The sequence below is a fragment of the Streptomyces sp. NPDC001822 genome (assembly GCF_042892135.1).
Classification (GTDB): domain Bacteria; phylum Actinomycetota; class Actinomycetes; order Streptomycetales; family Streptomycetaceae; genus Streptomyces.
On the sequence record NZ_JBIATW010000016.1, the window covers coordinates 72,048 to 92,618 of the forward strand.

Annotated in this window: 17 protein-coding genes; 11 read left to right on the top strand and 6 right to left on the bottom strand. The window is 72.2% G+C overall.

Annotation, left to right across the window (positions count from 1 at the left end; translation table 11 throughout):
• Window positions 1–26: 26 nt before the first annotated feature.
• Entirely contained in the window at window positions 27–2,405 is a 2,379-nt protein-coding gene (locus ACFYY2_RS29265; RefSeq protein ID WP_388748652.1) for a hypothetical protein, read from the top strand.
• On the opposite strand, the gene ACFYY2_RS29270 is transcribed toward ACFYY2_RS29265, so the two are convergent.
• From ACFYY2_RS29270 to ACFYY2_RS29285, 4 genes are all read right to left on the bottom strand, one after another.
• Entirely contained in the window at window positions 2,375–4,804 is a 2,430-nt protein-coding gene (locus tag ACFYY2_RS29270) for a right-handed parallel beta-helix repeat-containing protein (protein WP_388748501.1), read from the bottom strand. The two genes, ACFYY2_RS29265 and ACFYY2_RS29270, sit on opposite strands and share 31 nt — an antisense overlap.
• 205 nt (window positions 4,805–5,009) lie before the next feature.
• Window positions 5,010–5,630, bottom strand: coding sequence for a hypothetical protein (locus tag ACFYY2_RS29275; RefSeq protein ID WP_388748503.1), 621 nt, complete (start codon window positions 5,628–5,630; stop codon window positions 5,010–5,012).
• A 131-nt stretch (window positions 5,631–5,761) separates the two neighbouring features.
• Window positions 5,762–6,586: an MOSC domain-containing protein gene (locus ACFYY2_RS29280; RefSeq protein WP_388748505.1), complete on the bottom strand. Its 825-nt coding sequence runs from the start codon at window positions 6,584–6,586 to the stop codon at window positions 5,762–5,764.
• A gap of 36 nt (window positions 6,587–6,622) precedes the next feature.
• Window positions 6,623–7,114: a DUF6643 family protein gene (locus tag ACFYY2_RS29285; RefSeq protein WP_388748507.1), complete on the bottom strand. Its 492-nt coding sequence runs from the start codon at window positions 7,112–7,114 to the stop codon at window positions 6,623–6,625.
• 703 nt (window positions 7,115–7,817) lie between these two features.
• Between ACFYY2_RS29285 and ACFYY2_RS29290 the strand changes: the two genes are divergently transcribed.
• A complete protein-coding gene (locus ACFYY2_RS29290; RefSeq protein WP_388748509.1) occupies window positions 7,818–8,606 on the top strand; it encodes a hypothetical protein in 789 nt (262 codons plus the stop codon).
• A 135-nt stretch (window positions 8,607–8,741) separates the two neighbouring features.
• Window positions 8,742–10,022, top strand: a complete 1,281-nt coding sequence (locus ACFYY2_RS29295) for a TerD family protein (RefSeq protein ID WP_388748654.1) — start codon at window positions 8,742–8,744, stop codon at window positions 10,020–10,022.
• Window positions 10,023–10,065: 43 nt separating this feature from the next.
• Here the strand turns inward: ACFYY2_RS29295 and ACFYY2_RS29300 are convergent, their stop codons facing one another.
• Window positions 10,066–11,247, bottom strand: a complete 1,182-nt coding sequence (locus ACFYY2_RS29300) for a glycosyltransferase (protein WP_388748511.1) — start codon at window positions 11,245–11,247, stop codon at window positions 10,066–10,068.
• 57 nt (window positions 11,248–11,304) lie between these two features.
• On the opposite strand from ACFYY2_RS29300, the gene ACFYY2_RS29305 reads away from it, so the two are divergent.
• The 4 genes from ACFYY2_RS29305 to ACFYY2_RS29320 all read left to right on the top strand — a co-directional run bounded on the left by ACFYY2_RS29305 (window position 11,305) and on the right by ACFYY2_RS29320 (window position 15,000).
• Entirely contained in the window at window positions 11,305–12,096 is a 792-nt protein-coding gene (locus ACFYY2_RS29305) for a glutamate racemase (RefSeq protein WP_388748513.1), read from the top strand.
• A 69-nt stretch (window positions 12,097–12,165) separates the two neighbouring features.
• The gene (locus tag ACFYY2_RS29310) at window positions 12,166–12,738 is read left to right on the top strand and encodes a hypothetical protein (RefSeq protein ID WP_388748515.1); all 573 of its coding nucleotides are present in this window, start codon (window positions 12,166–12,168) and stop codon (window positions 12,736–12,738) included.
• Window positions 12,739–12,882: 144 nt separating this feature from the next.
• Window positions 12,883–14,511 carry an apolipoprotein N-acyltransferase gene (gene lnt, locus ACFYY2_RS29315; RefSeq protein ID WP_388748517.1) on the top strand — a complete coding sequence of 543 codons (1,629 nt, stop codon included), beginning with the start codon at window positions 12,883–12,885 and terminating at the stop codon, window positions 14,509–14,511.
• 9 nt (window positions 14,512–14,520) lie between these two features.
• Complete coding sequence (locus ACFYY2_RS29320; RefSeq protein ID WP_388748519.1) at window positions 14,521–15,000, top strand: NUDIX domain-containing protein; 480 nt, start codon at window positions 14,521–14,523, stop codon at window positions 14,998–15,000.
• Between the two features lie 344 nt (window positions 15,001–15,344).
• On the opposite strand, the gene ACFYY2_RS29325 is transcribed toward ACFYY2_RS29320, so the two are convergent.
• On the bottom strand, window positions 15,345–16,733 hold the full coding sequence (locus tag ACFYY2_RS29325) for an MFS transporter (protein ID WP_388748521.1): 1,389 nt from the start codon (window positions 16,731–16,733) through the stop codon (window positions 15,345–15,347).
• Between the two features lie 335 nt (window positions 16,734–17,068).
• Here ACFYY2_RS29325 and ACFYY2_RS29330 point away from each other — a divergent pair, with 335 nt between their 5' ends.
• The 4 genes from ACFYY2_RS29330 (at window position 17,069) to ACFYY2_RS29345 (ending at window position 20,428) form a co-directional block, all read left to right on the top strand.
• On the top strand, window positions 17,069–17,494 hold the full coding sequence (locus ACFYY2_RS29330; RefSeq protein ID WP_388748523.1) for a MarR family winged helix-turn-helix transcriptional regulator: 426 nt from the start codon (window positions 17,069–17,071) through the stop codon (window positions 17,492–17,494).
• A gap of 98 nt (window positions 17,495–17,592) precedes the next feature.
• A complete protein-coding gene (locus ACFYY2_RS29335) occupies window positions 17,593–18,483 on the top strand; it encodes an NmrA family NAD(P)-binding protein (protein ID WP_388748525.1) in 891 nt (296 codons plus the stop codon).
• 105 nt (window positions 18,484–18,588) lie between these two features.
• Window positions 18,589–18,876: a hypothetical protein gene (locus ACFYY2_RS29340; protein ID WP_388748527.1), complete on the top strand. Its 288-nt coding sequence runs from the start codon at window positions 18,589–18,591 to the stop codon at window positions 18,874–18,876.
• Between the two features lie 142 nt (window positions 18,877–19,018).
• Window positions 19,019–20,428, top strand: coding sequence for a glycoside hydrolase family 76 protein (locus ACFYY2_RS29345; RefSeq protein ID WP_388748529.1), 1,410 nt, complete (start codon window positions 19,019–19,021; stop codon window positions 20,426–20,428).
• Window positions 20,429–20,571: the final 143 nt, after the last annotated feature.

Below are 20,571 nucleotides of genomic sequence, written 5' to 3' on the forward strand. Positions count from 1 at the left end.
GCGTCGGCGGAGCCACCCCGCAGGAGATGCTCGGCGACCCGCGCACGACCCGGATCACCGGTGACGCCACGGCGGCGATCTACCGGCGCACCGAGGACGTCGCTGCCGAGCAGCACCCCGAGCGCCACCGGGAAGGACCCGTCGCCGAGGCCTACTGCTGGTCCAACCTCACGTCGGGCAACGGTTCCCGGGCCCTGTGGCTGCTGCTCCTCCCGTTCATGGTGGTCAACCTCGCCCACTGGATGCGTCCGTCCTCGCAGGGGAGCCCCCGGACGGTCCGGCTGTACGGGCTCGTCGTGCGCCTGGTGGCGCTCAGTCTCACCGTGCTGCTGACCGCCGCGGCCTGCGAGGTCGCCCTCGATCTGGTGGCGTGGCAGTGCGCGGGGACACCCGGATGCTCAGGGCAGCGCTCCTGGCTCGGCTTCCTGTCCACCCGGCGGGACGGCTGGTTCTCCCAGCCCGGCCGCAGGCTCGCCGTCGCCGCGGCCGTGCCCGCGGCCCTGGTCGGCCTGCTCTGGTACCTGTCCAACCGCACCTGGAGCGCCTACGAATCACAGCGCCCGATCCTCCAGGACGCGTCCGGCCGCACCGAGGCGTCCTCCGGCGCGTCCTTCGGCGCGTCCTCCGACGTTGACGTTGACGTGGACGAGGGCGTGGACGAGCACGGGACCGAGGACGCCGTGGAGGTCCCCGGCCCCGGCGTCGCCCTGGTGCGCCCGGCTCTCGGCAGGCCCGGCTTCTGGTACGGCCGCCGCCTCGTGGCCCGGCTCCGCGCAGCCCACACCGCGGCCGGGTTCCTCACGGTCGCGGCGACCGTCGGCACGGCCGCCGCCCGCTACGACCGTGACCCGGGCAGCCCCGTGCCCGAGGTGATCGGGGCGCTGTTCCGGACCGGTCTCGTCCTGTGCGGGCTCACCGTGATCGCGGTGGTCTGCCACCGGGGGCGCAGCGAGAGGCGCCTCGACAACCGGCTGGACCGGGCGCTCACCACCTTCCTGCCCGGCGCCGCGCTGGCCCTGCTGGCGGCCTCGGTGGTCTACGCCGGCTGGTCGCGCCCCGACTGGGTGTCCTCCGGCACGCTTCCCGGGGAGTGGGCCTTCCGCGCCCTCACCCTCGGCCAGGGGCTTCTCGTCGTCGTACTCGCGGCGGTGGCCCTGCGGCTCCACCGGCGCAGGCCCGAGCCGAGGACCACGCTGCGGGGCCTGGGCGGGCCGGCCGTCGCCATGCTGGCCTGCGCGCTGGGCGGGGTGATGACCGGCGGGGTCTCCCAGCGCGTCGCCGACTGGCTCGACGGCCCCGGTACTCCGGGGATGGGCGCGGGCTCGGCGATAGTGGGACCGCCCGTGCTCCTGAGCTGGCAGGCGTCGGTCATCCCGGTCCTCCTGCTGCTCCTGCTCGTCCCCCTCACCTGGCTGGCCGTCCGCACCCTGCGGCACGCCCGCCGCATGGGACCCGAGATCGAGGCCGAGTACGGCGAGCCGTGCCCCGACCCGGGCAGGACCCGGCGGATCGCGCGGATCAGGGCCACGGCGGCCCTCACGGACTCCGCCCCCGGGATCCTGGGACTGCTCTCCGCGGCCACGCTGCTGCTGGGCGTCGGAGCGGTGGCCGGCTCGTGGCTCACCGGCCGGGTTCCCGGTCTGGCCATGGACGACGCGGGTCCCTTCCTCGAATCCCTGGCCGAGGCCGCCCAGGCCACCGGCTCCTGGCTGATCGGCTTCGGCGCCATACTGTTCGTCACCTGGGGCCGTCGCGCGTACCGCGACGTCGCGGCCCGGCGCACCATCGGCATCCTCTGGGACGTCGGCACCTTCTGGCCCCGCGCCGCGCACCCCTTCGCGCCGCCCTGCTACGCCGAGCGTGCCGTCCCGGACCTCTCGTCCCGGATGTGCGCGTGGACCGGCAGCACCCGGGGCAGGCTCGTCATCTCGGGCCACTCGCAGGGCAGTGTGCTGGCCGCGGCGGCGGTGTGGCAGCTTCCCGACACGGCCCGCCACCGGGTGGCGCTGCTGACCTACGGCTCACCGATCGAGCGCCTGTACGGGCGCTGGTTCCCGGCCTACTTCGGGCGCGTGCCCCTGGAAGGGCTGCGCGGCTCCGTGCACTGCTGGCGCAACCTCTGGCGCGCCACGGACCCGATCGGCGGCCCGGTCCGCGTCGACGAGGGGCAGGGCGGCCACGAGGTGGACCTCGGCCCGCTGCGAGACCCGCTGGTCCACGGCCGTACGCCCGAACACCCGCTTCCCGAACCGGTCCTGGGGCACTCGGACTACCAGGCCGACCCGGTGTTCGCCGTCGAGCGCGCCGCACTCCTGGAACGCCTGGGGCCCGTGGTACCGCACCAGACGGGCGCCCGGGACGCCGGCGCGGACGTTCAGGGCAGCTCGGGCAGGTCCTCGGGGTAGAGCATGGTCAGGTCGTCGGTGCTGGGCTCCGAGAGCTGGGCCACCCGGCCCGCGTGCCGCTCGACCATCGACTCGAAGGTCTGACGGGCCGTGCGCCCGTTGCCGAACGCCGGCCCCTTGGGAAGCGCTGTGAAGTACTTCAGCAGCGCCTCCCCCGTACCGTCCGCCAAGCTGTACTCGTGCTCCTCGGCCTGCTGTCCGACGATCCGCAGCAGTTCCTCCGGCACGTAGTCGCTGAAGGTGATGGTCCGTGAGAAACGGGACGCCACACCGGGGTTGACGGTGAGGAAACGCTCCATCTCGTGGGTGTAGCCGGCCACGATCACCACCACGGCGTCGCGGTGGTCCTCCATCAGCTTCACCAGGGTGTCGATGGCCTCCCGCCCGAAGTCGCGGCCCGAGTCCTCGGGCGACAGCGCGTACGCCTCGTCCACGAACAGGACCCCGCCGCGCGCCCGGTCGAACGCCTCCTGCGTGCGGATGGCCGTGGAGCCGATGTGCTCCCCGACCAGGTCGACGCGCGACACCTCCACCAGATGACCGTGCTCCAGGACGCCGAGCGAGGCCAGGATCTCGCCGTAGAGCCGGGCCACCGTGGTCTTGCCCGTACCCGGGGAGCCGGTGAATACCAGGTGCCGGCGCACCGAGGCCGCCTTCAGGCCGGCCAGCCGGCGGCGCCGGCCCACCTCGATCATGTCCGTCAGGGCCCGCACCTCCCGCTTCACACTGTCCAGGCCGACCAGCGCGTCGAGTTCGCCGAGGACCGCGCCGGAGTCGCGCACCGGTTCGGCGGGCGGGGCGGGGACGGGTTCGGGCTCGGTGCTCCGCTGCCCCGGCATCGCGTCGAGCAGCCCCGGTGTCGTACGGGTCGCCGTCAGGACGGCCGGGACCGGGGGAGCGGTGGCGGTGCGCACGCCGCTCTCGTCGCTGGTGCAGTCCTGAGCGACCGGGCCACCGTCCCCGTGGGCCGGGGTCTCGGGGAACTCGTAACCGCCCCGCGCACACCGTTCGGTGCGGCACCGTGTCAGGGTCGAGCGGCAGCCGTCCATCACGTGGAAGCCGTAGCCCTCGCTGCCCGTGACCCGGCAGCTGTCGAAGGTGCCCCGGCCCTCCGCGGACACGTAGAAGCCGGCCTCGACGGGTGAGGTGACCGTGCACCGCTCGATCGTGGGGTCGGCGCCCTTGGTGACGATGACACCGGTCTGGGCCGCGTCGATGGTGCAGTTGTTCAGGGTGCCGCCGCTGCCGTGATCCCGGAACCACGCTCCGGTGGACGCCTCGCGGATGCGGCAGTCGTCGAGTTGCGCGGTCGCTCCGTCGCTCACGGAGACGGCGGTGTTGCGGATCTGGGACAGATCGCTGTCCACGACGTCGGCGCGCGAGCCCCGGTCCAGGACGAAGAGGGCGTCGGGCACGTCGTGGACGCGGCACGAGTCGAGTATGACCGTCGCCCCGTCGCTCACCCAGACCGCCGGGTAGTCGCCCGTACTGTCGTGGATCTCGCACTGGTTGGCGTCGACACGGGTTCCCGGATCCCACACCGACAGACCGTTGCGGCCGAACCTGCGCACGGTGGAGCGGGTCAGGGTCAGGACCGAACGGGACCGCAGATCGACCGCGTTCTCCGGGATGTCGTGGATGTCGCAGTCGGCGAGCGTGAGGACCGCGTCGGTGTCCAGCGTGACGCCGTCGGCGGACGTGCGGTGCACCGTGCAGTCCGTGAGGTGCGCCGTCCCGCGCGAGGTGACCTGCACCCCGCTGCCCTTGATCTCGTAGACCTCGCAGCCCACCGCCTCCAGCGCGCTGCCCTCCCCGGTCACGCTCAGTCCCGCGCCGCTGGAGTGGTGCACGCGGCAGCGCTCGAACCGCGGATGGGCGCCGTCGCGCACCGAGACGCCCGACTGTCCCGCCGAGACGATCTCGCACTCCTCGAACACGCCCCCGGCGCCGTCGAGTACGGCGATGCCCACGCCGGCCGGGTTGTCGACCGTGCAACGCCGTACCGTGGGCCTGGCCGCCCCCCGCACCTCCAGGCCGGCGGCCGACCTGGTCACGATGCGCAGATCGGACAGTTCCGGCGTGCCTTCCTCCACGAGCAGCGCGGGGGCGGCCGAGTCCTGGCCCTCCACGTGCAGATCCTGGATGACGGCGGACGCGCGGACGGTCAGGGGGACGCCGTCCGCCGGGGCGATGCGCACGGAACCGACGGACCCCTCGGGGCCGCGCAGGGTCACCGCACGGGAGACGACGAGGTTCTCCCGGTAGGTTCCGGGGGCGACGGTGAGGACGTCACCGTCCGCTGCGGCCTCCAGGGCGGCGTTGAGGGAAGCGTATTCGCCCGTGCGGCGGCGCCATCGCGATGTGCCGGTGTGCGTCACCTGGACCGTGCCCTGTGCCATGGTGCTGCTGTGCCCCCACCTCGTGCCGTGTGCGCTGCCTCGTGCCGTCCGCCCGAGCCACCCGTGACGGAACCGGCTCTCCGGCCCGCCTGCCGAGGAGTCGGGCGGGCCGGTCCACCGTAGCGCGCGTGACGGGCGCGAGTTGACTGGTCGGCCGCCGAGGGGTCCTGTTCGAGCGTGTGCGGGGCGGCGTCCGCCCCGGGGATCAGCTGCCCGTGCCGGTCCTGCCCCAGTCGGGGCCGACTTCGGCCCAGGCGCGGTCCAGCCTGGTGTACCGCCGTTGCATCATGCGCCATACGACGAGCCGCCGGGCCGTTTCCGTGAGACCCGCGGCGACCAGCGCCGTCCCGACTCCGGCCAGCACGGCATGGGTGCGGGCCGTGGCGGAGTCCATGGGGCGCGTCGCGGGGAGCCCTCGCTCGTCCGTCCAGATCCGGATCCCGGTCCCGGGCGCGGTGACGGCGGACGTCGTCGACACCTTGCCCGTACGCGGGGTGCCGTCGGGGGCGCGCCAACCGGCCACCACGGACGTGCGGCCGGAGTCCTCCGTGACGGCGGCGGACTCGGGGTCCTGGGCGAACCGTGACCTGCCGGACGCCTTGCGGACCACGACGGCAGGCGTGAGATGGCGCTGCGCCTGCTGGATCCGCACCGACTGCTGGAGCGCGTCGTCGGTGAGCGAACCGCTCAGCCAGCCGAACACCGGAGCCCCCAGGGCCATCAGCAGCAGCGCGGCCAGTGCGACCCACGCCTCACGACGATCGGTGGGCCGGCACACCGGATTGCCCCGCCACCGCCGGATTCCCAGAAGCGCCTGCACCGCCATCACCCCCTTCCCGTCCGTGATAACCCCGCGGAGCCCCGGAAAAGTCCGCCGACGCCGAAGAGAGAGCAAGCTCACTACGCCAACACACCTCGTGTACCCGGGAGTTCCCGGGACATCGCGCGAGCTGCGCGTCAGCCGAGCACCCGCACCGGGTCGCCCACCCTGATGACGCCCGTGCCCTCGGGAACCAGGTTCTGGCCGAAGAGCAGATCCCTCCCGGACCGGCGATGGCGGGCGAGGGTCCGCAGCGGCTCCTTGCCGCGCTCCGCCGTCCGCTGGTCGGTGGTGGTCACGACACAGCGTCCGCACGGCTTCGCCACGCGGAAGACGACCTCCCCGACGGAGATCCTCCGCCAGCCGTCCTCGTCCCAGGGCTCCACGCCGTCCACCACGATGTTCGGCCGGAACCGGTTCATCGGCAGCGGGCCCTCGTGCGCGTGGTCCCCCTGGCCGATCAGGTCGTTCAGCGCGTCCAGCGAGGCACGGGACGTGAGCAGCAGGGGGAATCCGTCGGCGAGGGACACCGTTTCGCCCGGCCGGCCGAACTCCGGGTCCACGGGCCTGCGGTACGACGGCTCGTCGAGGTGCACGAGCCGGACCTCCGTACCGAGGCGCGCGCTGAACCAGTCATGTGCGGCGGCGCCGCCGTCCACCACTTCGATCTTGCTGCGGAACAGCTCCGCCACGACCGTGGGACCCGCTCCGGGCACCTCCACGTCCAGCGGCGCGCTCCCGGGCGCCGACAGGGACACGCCGCCCCCGGGCAGCGCCGTCGCGGACAGCTGTGCCAGACGGGGCTGCTGACGCTGGGTGACGACCTTGTCGTCGCCGTCGATCAGCATCCACCGGCGGTCACCGTCGAGTCCCCATGGCTCGACGACCGCCTCGTCGCTCGCCCGCGCGGCCAGCGACTTGACCGGATGAATGAATACAGCACCGAGTGAGGGAGAAGGCATGCCTCCATTTTGCCAGTCTCGACCCGCTATGCCCGGTCAGTACCCCCGGCCACCCTGGTACGGACGGTTGTACGGGTCCTCGTACGGAGACTGCGCGGGCGCCGGCCGCGGGGAGGCGGGGCGCATGGCCTCGTATCCCGTGCCGGGGCGCTGCGGCTGTTGCGGCTGCTGCTGGTAGCCGCGGGGCGCGGAAGGCTGCTGGGGGATGTACGGAGCGGGCGCGTGCTGCAGCTGCGCGGGCTGCATCATCGGCGCCTGCTGCATCCCGGCGTTCTGGTACTGCGGCTGCGAGGTCTGCTGCGGGTAGCCGTACGACCCGTTGTGCTGGGACGGGGCGGCGGGCAGCGCCGGGAGCGCCGACGGCAGGGCCGGCAGGTAGCTGTTCCCGGTGTCGTAGGCGGCGGGGACCCGGATCGGTGCGATCTGAGGGGTTCCCCGCTCTGCGACCAGGGAGTCGTAGATCGGGGTGTCGGGGAACGACGGCGCGGCGTAGTAGCCGCTGCCGTAGGTGGAGCGGGGGGAGGTCATGACACATAAGTTAAGCCCACGATGTGCCGGTTGGGGAGCCCCAATCTTGGGGTTATCCGTTTTACGCTGCTTTTGTCGGTCCGACCTGTCAGAGCATCGTTAAAGCCCCCGTAAACGGCCGGGCTTTTCCGTGGGAGCGCGGGCTAACAAATCGTGTCGGGCAGGCTACAAAGGGCGACATCCGGAAGTCGCCCGGCATCGGCCGGGCCGCGTTACCCGCCCCGGCCTCCCGTGGGAGATCGCCCGCGCCGTTCGTGCTGCCCGGCTTCTCCAAAAGCGGGCGGGCGGCGGTGAACAGCGGGGGCCGGGGTGCCCGGCCCCACCGGTGGTACGGGCGTCCGGCCCGCCCTTCCCGTGGTCACGAGGGGTGCCGCACGGGGGACGGCGTCCGCTCACCGAGCCCCGGGCATCGACGGTGCGCCCGGGAGACAGCGCCGCGGCGGGGTCCGCCCGGAGGCGGCCGTAACCCCGTCGTTCCCCTGCCCGCTCCCGCCGCACCGGCTGCCGTCACGCCGACTGACGACCGGTCATTCAAAGGCGCACACGCAGCCGATGGGATCAAGGCATGCGGAGAAGGCGGATCACCGCAATCGCAGCCCGTCCCCTCGGGTGTTACAGCCCGGTGAACCTTGTGTGAGCAGGCAACTTCCGGGAAACAGCGGGAAAGGCGAGCCCGTCGCCCGCCCGGATTCGGAGAACCATCGTGACGTATGACCAGGACGGCGTTCAGCGGCTTCGGGAGGAACTCGACGACGCGATAGGCCACTACATGGTGGCGGTGTCTGCCGTACTCCTCGACGAGGGGCTGCCGGTGGCCGGCGTCTCGGCCTTCGGCTCGTACGACGACCCGAGTCAGGCGGACTTCGACGGGGACGTCGAAGGCAGCGTGGAATTCACGCAGGCGTTCCAGCGACGGCTGTCCGCCGAGGAGGGCGGTGCGGGCCTCCTGTGGTGCGGCGTCTCGGGATGGTGCTTCTTCCGCACCCCTCACGGCTCCGGACGGGGGCTCATGCACTCGGCCCGCTGGATGGGTGCGGGCCTCCTGCCCGCTCCCGCGCGGGTCGCGGCGTTCCTGTCCGAGGTGCGGATGGACCCCTCGGCAGCGGGCAGCGCCGAGCGGCCGTTCTACCGCGCCCCACGCGCAGAACCGCGGGCACTGCTCGCGAGGCTCCGTGAGGTCGGGGGCGGAACGGCGGCGGAGGAGGGGTACTTCGACCAGAGGTTCGCGAGCGTGAGGACGGAGGCCTGCCAGGAGCGGGTCCTCGCGGCCCTCACCGAGCCGGAGCAGGACCTCGTCGAGGTCGTGCTGCACACCGGGGAGATCGAGTCCCTGGTGCGGTTCCTGGAGTTCGCCGAGGGCGCGGCGCCCCGGCCCGAGGCCCGGGAACTGGCGCGGAGACTCGGGTCGGACCTGGCGCTGAGGGCACGGGACGGCCGTGAGAGCCATCAGGAGCACCGGACGGCCTTCGCCTACGCGGTGGAGCGGGACTGAGGAGCCGTACCCCTGGCCGCGGAGAGGTCACGGGCGCCGCCGGGAGATTGCCGGCTGTCGTCGCGCCGTGAGTGTGGGCTGCCGGGGTGCCGGGGAATTAGGTTGGCGGAAACGCTCCGGGCAGCCGGACTCGTGATGGGGGCGAGCATGACCATGCAAAAGGGAACCAACGTCGTGGTGCCGGCGCGGGCCGTGCGGGTCGAACTGGGCTGGCGCACGTCTCCCGGGACACCCGACGTGGACGGTTCGGCACTCCTGACGGTGTCCGGGAAGGTGCGCGGCGACGCCGACTTCGTCTTCTACAACCAGCCGGTGCACGGATCGGGCGCGGTCCGCCACGAAGGCAAGCGCACGGCGGGGGACGTCGTCACCGACAGCCTCACGGTCGACTTCGGGCGGATGGAGCCGGCCATCGACCGCGTCGTCGTGGCCGCCTCGGCGGACGGCGGCACCTTCGGGCGGGTGGCCGGGCTCCACGTCAGGATCGTGGACCGGGCCGACGGCTCCGAGATCGCCCGCTTCGACACCGCGGACGCCACGGTGGAGACCGCCTTCATCCTCGGCGAGCTCTACCTGCGGCAGGGAGCCTGGAAGTTCAGGGCCGTGGGGCAGGGCTACGACACCGGGCTCGCGGGCCTCGCCACGGACTTCGGCATCTCGGTCGACGAGCCGCAGCGGCCCGCGACGGCCCCGCAGCCCCCGGCGCCTCCCGCCACCCACCGCCCCGCCCCCGTCCGGCCACCCGCGCCCCCCGCCGCACCGCCCGCCGCGCAGCCCGTCCGTCTGACCAAGGTCACCCTGACGAAGGAGGCGCCGACGGTCTCCCTCGCGAAGCAGGGCGGCACGTCCGGAGTGCTCCGCGTCAATCTCAACTGGGAGGTGCGCAAACAGTTCAAGGGCTGGGGGGCGAAACTGGGCAGGGCCGTGGCCAACCACGCCGACCTCGACCTCGACCTCTGCGCACTCTACGAACTCACCGACGGGAGCAAGGGCGTCGTGCAGGCGCTCGGCAACGCCTTCGGATCCCTCCGGCAGCCGCCGTACATCCACCTCGACGGCGACGACCGCACCGGCGCGGTCTCCACGGGTGAGAACCTCACGGTCAACCTCGACCACAAGGACCGGCTCCGCCGCGTCCTCATCTTCGTCACCATCTACGAGGGCGCCCGGAGCTTCGCCGATCTGCACGCCACGGTCACCCTCCAGCCGCAGAACGGCGCCGCGATCGACTTCTCCCTCGACGAGTGCACCGTGCCGTCCACCGTCTGCGCGCTCGCACTGATCACCGGCGGCGGGGGAGACCTCACGGTCCAGCGCGAGGCCCGCTATCTCGTCCCGCAGCGCGGGGTGAGTCCGCAGCGGACCATAGACGCCGCCTACGGCTGGGGCATGAACTGGACCCCTGGCCGCAAGTGACGCCACGGCAGGCGCCCCGGCGGCGGGGCGCCGCCCGCCGGGCTCAGGGTTCCGGCGCGGCCTCGGGACGGGCGTACGTCCGCCCCTTCCAGGCCGCACCGGCCCCCCGGTGGTGCCGCACCGCGGAATCGAGCGTCATCAGCAGGTACAGGACGGCGGTGAAGGGAAGCAGAGGCGCCAGCCAGAAGGACTGCCGGTAGTACCCGAGCATCGGCAGATACGTCCCGGCCATCACCGCCCAGGCGGTTCCCCCGGCCACCGCGGCCACCACGTCGCCCGCCGCCACGCCCGCGCACAGCGTGACCGGCGGCACGACGTAGACCAGGACGAGCCCGAGGACCGTGCCCGCCAGCAGGACCGGACTGTGGCGCAGCTGCGTGTACGCGCTGCGCGAGACCATCCGCCACAGGTCCGCCAGCTGCGGATACGGCCGCACACTGTCCACCCGCTCGGCGAGCCCCAGCCAGATCCTGCCGCCGGTCCGGCGCACCGCGCGCGCCAGCGACACGTCGTCGATCACCGCCTGGCGGATGGAGTCCGGGACACCGGCCCGCTCGACGGCGCCGGCCCGCAACAGGACGCATCCTCCCGCCGCGGCGGCGGTACGCCCGCCCTTCCGGTTCACCCGGCGGAAGGGATAGAGCTGCGCGAAGAAATAGACGAAGGCGGGCACCACCAGGCGCTCCCACACGCTCGTCACCCGCAGTCGTGCCATCTGCGAGACCAGGTCGAAGCCGTCCTCTCCCTCCGGCCCGGCCGCGGCGACGAGTTCACGGAGGCTGTCCGGCTCGTGGGCGATGTCGGCGTCCGTGAGGAGCAGGAACTCCGCTTTGCGCTGCCTGGCCATCGCCATCCCGTGCCGCAGGGCCCACAGCTTTCCGGTCCAGCCCCGCTCCGGTTCACCCGGTGTCACCACGGTGAGCGGCAGCCCTCCGCACCGGACGGACAGCGCACGCGCCAGTTCGCCGGTGCCGTCCTCGCTGCAGTCGTCGACCAGGAAGATCTCCGCTTCCCCCGGGTAGTCCTGGGCGAGCAGCGACGTCAGACTCACCGGCAGGACCTCCGCCTCGTCCCTCGCGGGCACGACCACGGCCACCGAAGGCCAGCGCGCGGGGTCCTTGCGGGCGGGGAGCCGCTGGTCGGTCCTCCAGAAGAAACCCTGGCCCAGCAGCAGCCAGACCCACACGGTCAGTGAACCCACGGCGATCCAGGCAACGGCGCTCATCCGCGAAGTGTGCCCCACTCCCGCGGTGCCGCAGGGGCTGTCGACTATGGTGACCGGGTGAAGATCGCACTCATGGACTCGGGAATCGGCCTGCTCGCGGCAGCGACCGCGGTACGCCGGCTACGGCCGGACGCCGATCTGGTGCTGTCCTCCGACCCCGGCTCCATGCCCTGGGGGCCCCGTACGCCGGAGGACGTGACCCAGCGCGCGCTCGCCGTCGCGCGAGCGGCCGCGGCCCACCGTCCGGACGCCCTGATCGTCGCCTGCAACACCGCCTCCGTCCACGCACTCCCGGCGCTCCGAGCCGAGCTGGAACCCGCACTCCCGGTCATCGGCACCGTGCCCGCGATCAAGCCCGCCGCCGCGGGCGGCGGCCCATTCGCCATCTGGGCCACCCCCGCCACCACCGGCAGCCCCTACCAGCGGGGTCTGATCAACGACTTCGCCCGGACGGCGGACGTGACCGAGGTGCCCTGCCCGGGTCTCGCCGACGCGGTGGAGCACGCCGACGATGAGTCCATCGACAGGGCGGTCGCGGCTGCCGCCGCACTCACCCCGGCCGACGTGACGGACGTCGTGCTCGGCTGCACCCACTACGAGCTGGTGGCCGACCGCATCCGTGCCGCCGTGGAGCGCAAGCGGCCCGGACGTCCGCCCCTCGTGCTGCACGGCTCCGCCGAGGCGGTGGCCGCACAGGCACTGCGACGGATCGGAGCGACGCCCGCTCCGTCGGCCGAACCGGCCGGAATCCTCACCGTGCTCCTCGCCGGACGCGCCGCGGCGCTGCCCGAACCCGCTCTGGCCTACGCCGAGGGCCTGCTGCTAAAGGCGGTCAGCCCCGCCGTGTGACCGATTCGTCGCTCCGGAGGGCTCGCGGGGCCTCTCCCCGGCGTGCGGATCGTGGGTACGCTGCTCGGCATGACGGACCACCCCGCCAACGCGAGGCACGGTTCCAGCCAGGCCCCGACCATGGTCTGGACGGGACGGGCCACCAACCGCTTCCAGTGGCTGCTCGCGGCCGTGGGCGCCGGTTTCCTGGCGCTCGGCGTCCAGCTCGCCGTCGGCTCGGCCTGGAGCGCCGGGATCGTCCCCCTGCTCATGTCCGTCATCGGATGCGTCCTCGCGGGGCTGCTGATCCTCTTCGGGACCCTCGCCTTCGTCCACGTTGCCGTCAAGGTCGACGGGGACGCGCTGGAAGTACGCTGCGGGCACGCCGGACTGCCCAGGCGCCGGATCCTGCTCACCCACGTGGTGGGTGCCGACTTCGCACCCAAGGTCACCCCGCGTCAGTGGGGCGGCTGGGGCTACCGCTGGCGACCCGAGAAGGGCACCGCCGTGGTCGTGCGCCGGGGCGAGGCACTGGTGCTCCGGCTGGGGGACGGCAGGACCTTCACCGTCACCGTGGACAACGCGGAGGCAGCCGTGTGCTTCATCCGCGACCGGCTGCACCTCGCGTCCGCCGGAAAGGTCACCGGCCGCTCGGGCTCCTGAGCCCGTCCCGGTCACCTCGCGCCGCCGGGTCGCGCCCGCTCCACCGGCCCCGGCACGCGTCCGTCGGGCCCCGGTCGCCGGCCCGCGTGACCCACTGCCGGAGCGGCTGCCGGTCGCACGGCCGTCCACCGTAGACTCCGCCGGGTGAGCGCCACCATCACCACCGCCGAACCGCCCGTCCCCGTGTCCCGCAGCAGGAAGCCGTGGCCGCGGCTCGTCCGGCCGGCCGCCGCCGTGCTGTCCGGTGCGCTGCTCTACGCGAGCTTCCCGCCCCGGCCCCTCTGGTGGCTGGTACTTCCCGGCTTCGCCCTGCTGGGATGGGTCCTGACCGCCCGCCGGCCGCGCGCCGCGTTCGGACTCGGTCTCCTCGCGGGACTGGGCTTCATGCTTCCCCTGCTGCACTGGACGGGTGAGGAGGTCGGCCCCGTCCCGTGGCTCGCCCTCGCGTTCGCCGAGGCGCTGTTCATCGCCGTCGGCTGCATGGGAATCGCCGCGGTCTCCCGGCTGCCGTACGCGCCCGTGTGGGGAGCGGCCGTCTGGACCCTGGACGAGGCGCTCCGGGCGCGGGTCCCGTTCGGGGGCTTCCCCTGGGGCAGGATCGCCTTCGGCCAGGCCGACGGCGCGTTCCTGCCGCTCGCCGCGCTGGGCGGCACCCCGCTGCTGTCCTTCGCGGTCGTGCTCTGCGGCTTCGGATTGCTCGACGCCGCCCGCCAGGTACGCCGGTACCGTGCCACCGGCACCGTGCCCCGCGCCGCGGTGGTGGCCGCGGCGGTCGCCGTCGCGACTCCCGTCGCCGCCGCGCTCGCCACCCTCCCGCTCGTCGACGACTCGCCCGAGGCCGGCACGGCCACGGTCGCCGCGATCCAGGGCAACGTGCCGCGACTGGGGCTCGACTTCAACGCGCAGCGCCGTGCGGTCCTCGACAACCACGCCGCCCGCACGGAGCAGCTCGCCCGAGACGTGAAGTCGGGCAAGGTGCCGCAGCCCGACTTCGTCCTCTGGCCCGAGAACTCCTCCGACCTCGACCCGTACCGCAACCCCGACGCCCGTCAGGTCATCGACGAGGCCGTGCGGGCCATCGGAGCCCCCACGGTCGTCGGTGCGGTCGTCGAGCCCGACACCGGTCCGCTCCGCAACACCCTGATCCAGTGGGACCCGAAGAGCGGACCCGTCGCCACCTACGACAAGCGGCACATCCAGCCGTTCGGTGAGTACATGCCGATGCGGTCCTTCGTACGCCTCTTCAGCAAGGACGTCGACCGGGTGCAGCGTGACTTCGGCCCCGGCACGAAGGTCGGGGTGTTCGATCTGGCGGGCACGCGGGTGGGGCTCGTGACCTGCTACGAGGCCGCGTTCGACGACGCCGTGCGGGACACCGTGAAGCACGGCGGCCGGCTCATCGCCGTACCGAGCAACAACGCGACGTTCGGACGCAGCGAGATGACCTACCAGCAGCTCGCGATGAGCCAGGTGCGGGCGGTCGAGCACGGCCGGTCCGTCGTCGTGCCGGTCACCAGCGGCGTCAGCGCGGTGATCCGGCCGGACGGCACCGTCGTGAAGAAGACGAAGATGTTCACCCCGGACGCCCTGGTCGACGAGGTGCCCCTGCGATCCTCGCTCACACCGGCCACGCGCATGGGGGCGCTCCCGGAGGGCATCCTCGCACTGCTCGCCGTCGCCGGCCTCGGCTGGGCCGCGGTCCGCTCCGCGCGCACGAGGGCGGCCCGGAAGGACGCCTCGGCCGGCCGGGAGACCGCGGGAGCCGCCACGTAGGCTCGCTCCATGGCTACTCCTGACTTCATCCGTGACATCCGTGCGACCGCAGGCCACCAACTGCTCCTGCTGCCCGGAGTCACCGCCGTCGTCTTCGACGACGAGGGCAGGCTGCTGCTCGGCCGACGGTCCGACACGGGTGACTGGTCGGTCGTCGGCGGCATCTGCGAGCCCGGCGAGGAGCCGGCGGCGACGGCGGAGCGCGAGGTGTACGAGGAGACGGCCGTGCGCTGCGTCGCGGAACGAGTGGTGCTCACCCAGGCCCTCAAGCCCGTGCAGTACGCCAACGGCGACCGCTGCCAGTACCTCGACATCACCTTCCGCTGCCGTGCCACCGGAGGGGAGGCACGCGTGAACGACGACGAGTCGCTCGAAGTCGCGTGGTTCGACGTGGACGCTCTGCCGCCGCTGAGCGAGTTCTCGCTGTTCCGTATCAAGCAGGCCCTCACGGACGGCCCCACCTGGTTCGAACCGACCCCCGGGGCCTGACCCGTCGCCGACGGAGCGGCACGCGGCATGCCGGTGACACGGGCGGCGGTGTCCCGGTGACCTCCCCAGGTCCATGGGACGACCGCTTTCCGTGGCGTCGGCAGGAGCTCACGCGCCGTGGTGCGACCGTAGATGCGTCTCACCCGGAATCCCGGAACCAAACCGGACCGGCAGCGGGAATGCCGACGGATCGCGACGGGAAGCCGGCGGACACGGGTTTCCGCGGGCCGGCTCCCCGTCCGTCGGGCACGGCGCGGTGACGGGCCGGAAGCACCCCGAGGCCCGCCCCGCACCGCAGGGCGGTGACGGGGACGGGTCTCGCGTCCCCCTCGGGGACCGGCGCTTCAGGCGGTACGCGCGTCTGCGGGAAGCTCCTCGGCGTCCGTGGCCTGCTGCCCGGCCCCCGGCTCGATGTCCGCGAGGTCCCTGCTCCTGGTCTCCTTGGCGCAGACGATGGCAAGCACGGTGATCAGAGCTGCCGCGATGACGTACAGGGAGATCGGGGTCGAGGTGCCGAAGTCGGCGAGCAGCGCCGTGGCGATGAGCGGGGCGGGGGCCCCCGCGGCGACCGACGAGAACTGGGCGCCGATCGACGCCCCCGAGTAGCGCATCCGGGTCGCGAACATCTCCGCGAAGAAGGCGGCCTGGGGCGCGTACATCGCACCGTGGAAGATCAGACCGACCGTGACGGCCAGCAGCAGGCTCCCGAAGCTCCGGCTGTCGATCAGCGCGAAGAACGGGAACATCCACAGTCCCACACCGATGGCACCGATCAGGTAGACCGGCCTGCGCCCGATCCGGTCGGACAGCGCGCCCCACAGGGGGATCACGGCGAAGTGCACGGCGGAGGCGACGAGTACGGCGTTGAGCGCCGTCTGCTTGCTCAGGTCCACGGCGGTCGTCGCGTACACGAGGATGAACGCGGTGATCACGTAGTAGCTGATGTTCTCGGCCATCCGCGCACCCATCGCGATGATCACGTCGCGCCAGTGGTGCCGGAGCACGGCGACGAGGGGCATCTTCTCCGCGGCCCCGGCGGCGGCCTTGCGCCGCTCGGCCTGGAGCAGCGCCTCCTTGAAGACCGGCGACTCGTCGACTGAGAGGCGGATCCACAGACCGAGGATCACGAGAACCCCCGAGAGCAGGAAGGGTATGCGCCAGCCCCAGGACTCGAACGCCGAATCCGACATGAGGGCCGTCAGGGCGGAGAGCACACCGGTGGCGAGCAACTGGCCCGCAGGCGCTCCCGTCTGGGGCCACGAGGCCCAGAAGCCCCGCCGCTTCGCGTCGCCGTGTTCCGAGACGAGCAGGACCGCGCCGCCCCACTCACCGCCGAGAGCGAAACCCTGCACGAGGCGCAGGACGGTCAGCAGGACCGGCGCGGCGGATCCGATCGTGGCGTGGGTCGGCAGGAGGCCGATGGCGAAGGTGGCGCCGCCCATCATCAGCAGGCTCAGGACCAGGAGCTTCTTGCGCCCCAGCCGGTCCCCGTAGTGCCCGAACACCAGGGCGCCGATCGGGCGGGCGGCGAAGCCCACCGCGTAGGTGAGGAAGGAGAGAAGGGTGCCGACGAGCGGGTCGGATTCGGGGAAGAACAGCTTGTTGAAGACCAGCGCTGCGGCCGATCCGTAGAGGAAGAAGTCGTACCACTCCACCGTCGTCCCGACGAGGCTCGCGGCGACGATGCGGCGGAGGTTGGACGGCGGCGGGGGAGCGGTTGCTGGGGCGGCCATGGATACCACTTCCGGACAGTTGGCGGGGACGTTTCCGTGTCGCCATACCGTAGGAAGGTGCAGATCAGGGGCGTATGTGGTGGGACACCACAGTTCCAGGTGCGGGAGTGCGCGCGCCCACCATGGAGCCGGCGCCGGGGTCTGCGGAGGAGCCTCGACGAGGCCAGGCCGGACGCTGTCCGAGTTGCGTTGTTCGGGCGTGATTCGAGGTTAGCGGTACCGTCATCATCCACATGGTGGGCCGAATACCAATGGCCGAGCCGGAAGGCCGCCCGGTGCAGGCTGCCGGCCCGCGACGAGTAGGCTGATCGTTTCATCGGACCGGGGAGGTCGGCGTGGACTATGGCGACAAGCTCTTCTGGCTCTCGGTCGTGATTCAACGCAAGTACGCGCAGATCTGCGCCGAGTTCGACCTGACCCCCTCGCAGGCCACGCTGCTCTGCGCAATCAGGAACGAGCCGCGGCGGATGGCTGACCTCGCGGCGTCGTTGGGCATGACCAAGAACGCATTGAGCCAGCTGGTCGATCGCACCGCGCGGCGCGAGCTGGTCGGCCGGGAGGGTTCGGAGCAGGACCGACGGGTCGTCATGCTCAGTGTGACGCCCACGGGGAAGGTGCTCGCCGAGGCCCTGTACGCCGAGGTCGCGAAGCGCCTGCCCGAGATCGCGAGGAACCTCGACGTCGACGACCAGAGCACCTTCGAGCGTGTGGCCACCGCCATCGTGGACACCTCGGACCTCTCTTCGCCCACCTCGGACTGACCCATCACGCCCTGAGGTCCCGCTACACCCATGCCTTGACGTAGTTCATGCCGTGAACTAGTTTTGTTCACGCCGTGAACTAGTGAAGGGTGGCAGTGATGAGCACACAGACGACCGGCACGATCGCGGTCTTCGGCGCGACGGGGCGACAGGGTGGGGCGGTGGTCGACGCGCTGCTGGACCACAAGGCGCGGGTGCGGGCCCTGGTCCGCGACCCGCAGTCCGACCGGGCTCAGGCGCTGGCCGCTCGCGGCGTCGAGCTGGCGGCCATCCGGGCCGACGACCCGGCGTCGCTGGCCGCCGCGCTGGCGACGGTCGAGGGGTTCTACTTCATGACCCCGGAGGCGAACAGCCTCGAAGAGGTCGAGGCGGAGATCCGCATCGGTACCGCGCTCGTCGACGCGGCGGTCGAGGCGGGCGTCCCACACGTCGTGTTCAACTCGGTCTTCGGGGCGGACCGGGAGTCGGGTGTGCCGCACCACGACTCGAAGCACTGGATCGAGGAGCACCTGAGGAAGTCCGGCCTCAGGGCCACGATGGTGCGCGCGACCGCCTTCATGGAGAACTTCGCGAGCGTGATGGCACCGAGCCTGGAGCATGGGGAGATCGTGCTGAGGCTGCCGCTGCCGGAGGACGTCGCCCTGAAGATGATCTCGGTCAGGGACATCGGCCGGGTCGCCGCCGCGCTCCTGCTCGACACCGCGGAGGCGCCCGGTGGAGTCGTCGAGCTCGTCGGCGACGAGCTGACGGGCCCCCGGATCGCCGCGGCGTTCGGCGCGCGCGCCGGGCTCCCGGCACGCTACGAGGTTCTCCCGTTGAGCGTGCTTCCCAACGACCTCGACCAGGCGATGTTCCGCGAGTTCGCGAAGGCGGCGGAAAACACTTCGGACCTCGCGGTGGCGCGCTCGATCGAGCCGGCCACCCTGGACCTGGTCGGGTGGATCCGAGCTACGGGCTGGACCGCGCCCACAGACGTGGCTGGTTCCTGAACCTCCGGCCGCTATCAACGCCCCGCGATCGTGTCCACGGGCTCGGTGCCTCGGGGCACGGCAGCGCATCCGCCGGCGGTTGAAGTGGTCACGAAGCTCCCGGGCGTGCCCGAGGCCGACATCGGCACACTGCTTGTCGAGAGGCCGCCGGCCGACGGCGAGGCGAAGATCCACCGACTTCATTCCTGGCCGCTCGGGGGCGACGAAGTGATCTGGCAGGTCCGTTCCCTGGTGGTGGTGCCGGGCTGGGATCCGGGCCAGGGTGCGGGTGTATCTGGCGTGCTCGTCAGCGGCTTCGGCCCGGACCGCAGTTCATGGTGTTCGCGGGGCGCCGCGGGCTGTCACGGCAGTCGCGGCACCCGTCCAACCCGCCCGATCGATTCCGACTATTGACGCGTACATGACCTCAAGCTAGCGTCGGAGAGCGCTCTCGTGCACTCTCGTGCAGCGGGCGGCGCATCCGGCACCGTGACCAGACGTTTCGGGAGTCTCCTCCGTGAAGCCACTGAGATCCTCATCCCTCACATTCCTCGCCATGATGACAACGTTGTCGACTTTGGTGGCGGGCGGGGCGTCGTCCCCCGCCGCCGCAGCGCCGGCGGTCGTGTGCAACGCGTACTGCGACGCCCGGGATCCGGGGCTGAGTCCCCAGGACCGCGTCCCCGTCACCGCCGCGGTCTCCTCGCGGTCGATAGCCCTGCACTTCGACGACGCCGACGCGATGGGCTGGGCGTCCATCGACAACGGTGGACCCGGCGACCGCGTCTGGCTGGACCGTTCCATGGACGGCGGCCGGACCTGGGACTCGGGCAGCCGGCTCGGCGACACCTCGGTGCCCTCCGGGGGCCGGGGGTGGCGCACCCAGATGTACAACGTCGACGACTGGAACGCCCGGGGCGTCGGCGCACTCCGGGCCTGCGGCCAGCCGGCCGGAGGCTCCATCGCGTGTACGTCCTGGGCGCGCACCACCTGGAACGCCGGCAGCAGGAGCACGGCCGCCGCCACGGCGCTGATGATGTCGTTCGACCGAGGCACCAAACTCTTCGGCGGCAACGGCTGGTGGACCGGCGCCAACGCGCTGACCGCCGTCATCGACAACATCCGGATCAGCGGCATGGGCAGCTACACCTATGCCATCGCCGAGACGTACGAGAAGAACCTCGGCGCGCAGGGAGGCCAGTTCCGCAACGAGTACCTCGACGACACCGGGTGGTGGGGCCTGGCCTGGATCGCCGCGTACGACCTGACCGGTGACCGCAGGTACCTCGACACCGCCCGGGCGGACGCGGACCACATGTACGCGAACTGGAACAGCACCTGCGGTGGCGGCGTCCGCTGGAGCACCAACGGCAACTACAAGAACGCCATCACCAACGAGCTCTTCCTCCAGCTCACTTCAGCCCTGCACAACCGCATTCCGGGTGACACCGTCTACCTGGACCGTGCGAAGAGCGAATGGCGCTGGTTCCAGGGCAGCGGCATGATCAACGGCGACCGCATGATCAACGACGGCCTCGACGACGCGTGCGTCAACAACGGTCAGACGGCATGGACCTACAACCAGGGTGTCATCCTGGGCGCGTTGACCGAGTTCCACAGGGCGACCGGAGACTCCGGGCTCCTGACGACCGCACGCGGCCTGGCCGACGCGTCCACCGTCCGGCTGCAGGTGGGCGGTGTCCTGCGCGAACCCGGCGAGGGCGACGGCTGCACGGGGGACGGCCCGAGCTTCAAGGGCGCCTACGTACGCGGGCTCGGCGCCCTCAACCGCCGGCTGTCCGACCACCCTTACGCACCGGCCCTGACCCGCTGGGCGAACAGTGCCTACGACCGCGACCGCAACGCGCTCGACCAGTACGGCCCGCACTGGAGCGGAGGCGGCGGCACGACCGGCTACGGCTGCCAGCAGAGCGTCCTGGACCTCCTCAACGCCGCCACGGGCTGAGTGCGTCCGACGCCTCGCCGTCCGAGGTCCGCGGGCGGCCTGGACCCCGGCCCGGTCACGCGGCCCCGCACCGCCGCCGTAACGGATCAGGCCGAACGGGGCGGCCCCCGGCCGGAGGCCGCGCACGGTGCGCTCCGGGCCCG